Consider the following 3,370-nt stretch of genomic DNA (forward strand, 5'->3'; position numbering starts at 1 on the left):
GCCCGGCTCTGCATCGTGTCATGCACCTTCAATACAGTTTCAACCAGACGGGGCAACACCTCATTCAACGCATCAATGATCTTTCCGCGGGTGTATAGCGTGGCTTTCTCCTTCTCCCGCTGCGCTTCTGCATTGTCGGTCTTCTTCAAGTCAATGCCCAACGTGGATGGCGACATAACGCCCTGCAAGCACATATCCAGAGCGCTGGCGTAGGACCCCACGAATGCTTCATACAGGATCTGCGGCTGCAACATAGTGATTTGGTTTTTACCCTCCTCAGCAAAGGAGGTGCCAATCTTGATGAACTGATTATCAAATGGGTTGGCGCGCATTGGAGCCCCTGTTTCAGGGTTCTTCGGAACCAAGTCGTCTGGAATATACTTCTGTACTCTTCCGGCTCGGATCGCGTCCCACCATTGACTCACCACTTCATCCAATGCGTCAAAGTTGTCTGACTTGCTATCAAACAAGGATTTCCCTCGTCCCTCCCACTTGGAGCTGCGGAAGAACATCAACGGCACGGCCATAATAAACTTGCCATCGTATTCGATGTTCGCCAGTGCTGCCGTCTCAGGCAATACAGTAAGTGGAACGCCTTTGCCATAAGCATCATAAAGCTGATACCGGATGTAACCACGCCCATAGGTTTCTTCCAACCGGTAATCCTTGCCCTTTAGCGTGTGATCCGTAAAGAACACAACCTCATGCAGCCTCCCACGGTTCCGTCTATACTCCACCTGATCCCCGCTGTAGAACTCAATAATGGGGTATTGGGTAACATTGGTATCCACGGTGATTTTATACGCTCCATCCCCAGCCACCAAAGCGTCTATAATGTTCTGCCCCAACAACTCATCAAACGCATTGTCTTTGCTGATATCATCCCATTTCGTTTCCTTGTCTACCTCAACGGCTTCCAGATCAGCAACGACGATATCCGACAAACGCTCTGCAATCATGGCAGGCATTCCGGAATGGATTTTCCGAATCGCCATGTTTTGACTGGGTATCGCTGCCCAGAAACGCGCTTTGCCTACCGCGTCCGTCCCTGTCTGCTTGTAGAATTGATCTAACTCAGAAGCATCGCCACGGAACCATAGGCGGTTACGCAATACATTCGTCCGATATGATAGCGGCTCGGTGATTGTGACGATTCGATTCTCTGGCGCTGGGTTAATACGCAGCATTTTCATGACCATATTCTGAAACCACCCCACTTTCTCAGCCTCCTAACATATACATCGTTTCTGCGATGCCTGTCGTAGCATCTGGCGCATCATCATGGGTGTTCTTACCCTCGCGCTGATAATTGTTCATAGCCTTGTGATACTCCGGCCAGCGGTCCCGCCAGTTCACAGGGAAGTATACATGCTGCATGACCCATGTTGCATTCGATACAATACGGGCCACTTTATTTTTACTCTGATGGAACCAGCTCACGTCTGTCCGGTTACTTCTCAGTTCCTTCTCCAGAATCCGTTTGACACTCCGAGCGAATGAACGCCCCCCGTTATTACTTTCAATCCGTGCGCGATTGACCTGTAACGCAAAAAGAGCCTTAGCAACTGCCGGCTCTGTAATCTCCATAGGCTCTTTGGTGTAGATGATATCAAGCACATACGCTTCTTTGTTGTACGCACCCCATATGATGTTGCACAGATAATCCGCGCCCTCATCTGCTGAATCGCAATATGCGTAAATGCCAGTGAACAGCGGTTCTCCAGAAGTGTCCAGAGGTAGATGCTCATATGTCTTGAAGCTACTGTAAAGCTTGCCCTTGATATCAATCGGGATCTGCTGATAGTTGGCGCTGGCAATATCAGCACCCATGGCACGTACCTTCATGTTGTAAGACTCGCGGGAAAGGATCTCTTCGCAGAGCATCGTACCGTCATCCTGCAGGGCCTTCATGCTCAGGTGCCGCACCTTCTTCTTCTCCTCTGCAAAATGCTCCAGGGCCCTGCCTGCAAGGTCTCCTGTTGCCCATCGTGTCATAATGATAATGATCTTGCCGCCCTCTTCCAAACGGCTCAGCATCGTATTCGTGAACCAATCCCAGTGCTTCTCCAGAACACCCTCATTGCTCGCTTCCTCGGCATTCTTGATCAAGTCATCAATCATGAGGATCGAAGCACCAAAGCCTGTTGCTGTACCTGTAGGAGACGTGGCCAGATAGTTGCTGTATCCACCTTCCAGGCTCCAAAGGTTCATGGCTCCATCCCCTCGGCGGATCTGCACTTGAGGGAAGATGTCACTGTACACGATGATATTCTCATCAGCCTTCTCCGTGCTGATCCCGTTGCGCACCGCTTTGGAGAACGTGGTCGATAGCGTCTCGTTATAGGAGCCGGTCATAATTTTGGCTGACTGGTCCTGTCCGAATACCCACTGTGCAAACATCGATGCCGTTCGGCTTTTACCATGCCGCGGGGCTCGTTGACGATCAGAATATCGTCGTCTGACTCATAGAAGTCCTGCATCTCATTGCACAGATCAACAAGAAACTGACGATTTTCCTGGTAGAAGTCCGGTGCCATGGCCTGGCAGAAATAGAAAAACTCACGTCTCGCCAACTCTACACGGGCACCGCGCTTGATTGCCGCAAGATTAACCATCTCGGACCAACTTCTTCAGATCCTCAGTAGTTAGCCCCTGGAACGGATCACTGACGCTAACCCCACCCGACAGCTCCACCTTATCCTTAAACATTCCCAGGTGCCGGGCGACATTCTCCAGCGCCTTCGCCTGATCATGCATCACAATTTCAAGCCCTGCCTTCGTTTGCTTAATTCCAGAGTACAGCAGCTTAGCGCCGCCCTGAAGCTTGCGGGTGTCCTCGATATGTAAATCCGGACGACCCTCGCCGCGGCATTGAGGGCAGAATGGATGTGGATCCGCCAGACGATCAAAGCCATATCCGCCAGCTTCACTCGGCAAAATGTCTTGAACCGGCTTATCCATTTCCTCTGCTTTAGCCTCGGCATCGTTAATGGCATCCTCTACCGCCTGGGCATATTCAGCCGCATCGACCCATTGATACTGGTGATCGATTCCGTGGCAATGCCGGCACGCCAAACGTCTCAAATGGATCAGCTCGTTCGGATCAGCGGTAGCCAGATCCCACCAGCGTCGAAGCACCATATCGGCCGTAACTTCAACCTTGGCCGCTCGTTTGTCCATGGCCTCCTGGATCGCCGCCTGAACCTTAACATTACTTAACAATCTACTGGCCTGCTGTTCAGCCGTTTTGGGGCTATATCCTGCTCTGATCGCTGCCTGCTTGGCATTGAGGTCAATCAGGTATTCTTTTACAAAGTGTTGTTGCTTGGCCGTCAATGCCATATCAGTCAGCTCCTCTATGTATTTTGGC

Annotated in this window: 4 protein-coding genes; all 4 read right to left on the reverse strand. The window is 51.1% G+C overall.

The features are described 5' to 3' along the window. Positions 1-1,217, reverse strand: a 1,217-nt coding sequence (locus tag ACTWJ7_RS36650) for a capsid protein (protein WP_443146785.1), incomplete at its 3' end; no start/stop codon positions are given. A gap of 4 nt (positions 1,218-1,221) precedes the next feature. Then, positions 1,222-2,400: a phage terminase large subunit gene (gene terL, locus ACTWJ7_RS36655; RefSeq protein ID WP_443146786.1), complete on the reverse strand. Its 1,179-nt coding sequence runs from the start codon at positions 2,398-2,400 to the stop codon at positions 1,222-1,224. Continuing rightward, positions 2,352-2,615, reverse strand: a complete 264-nt coding sequence (locus ACTWJ7_RS36660) for a hypothetical protein (RefSeq protein ID WP_443146787.1) — start codon at positions 2,613-2,615, stop codon at positions 2,352-2,354. Before ACTWJ7_RS36660 ends, terL begins: the two co-directional genes overlap by 49 nt. Next, positions 2,608-3,370: terminase small subunit (locus tag ACTWJ7_RS36665; protein ID WP_443146788.1), on the reverse strand; the 763-nt coding region annotated here is incomplete at its 5' end. The genes ACTWJ7_RS36660 and ACTWJ7_RS36665, both read right to left, overlap by 8 nt.

It is taken from the genome of Paenibacillus sp. 1A_MP2, from assembly GCF_052244825.1.
Lineage (GTDB): Bacteria > Bacillota > Bacilli > Paenibacillales > Paenibacillaceae > Paenibacillus > Paenibacillus vandeheii.

Excerpts from the sequence above, each read along its gene's own strand:
- terL (WP_443146786.1), bottom strand. The coding sequence starts at position 2,400 with ATGTTTGCACAGTGGGTATTCGGACAGGACCAGTCAGCCAAAATTATG.
- ACTWJ7_RS36660 (WP_443146787.1), bottom strand. The coding sequence starts at position 2,615 with ATGGTTAATCTTGCGGCAATCAAGCGCGGTGCCCGTGTAGAGTTGGCG.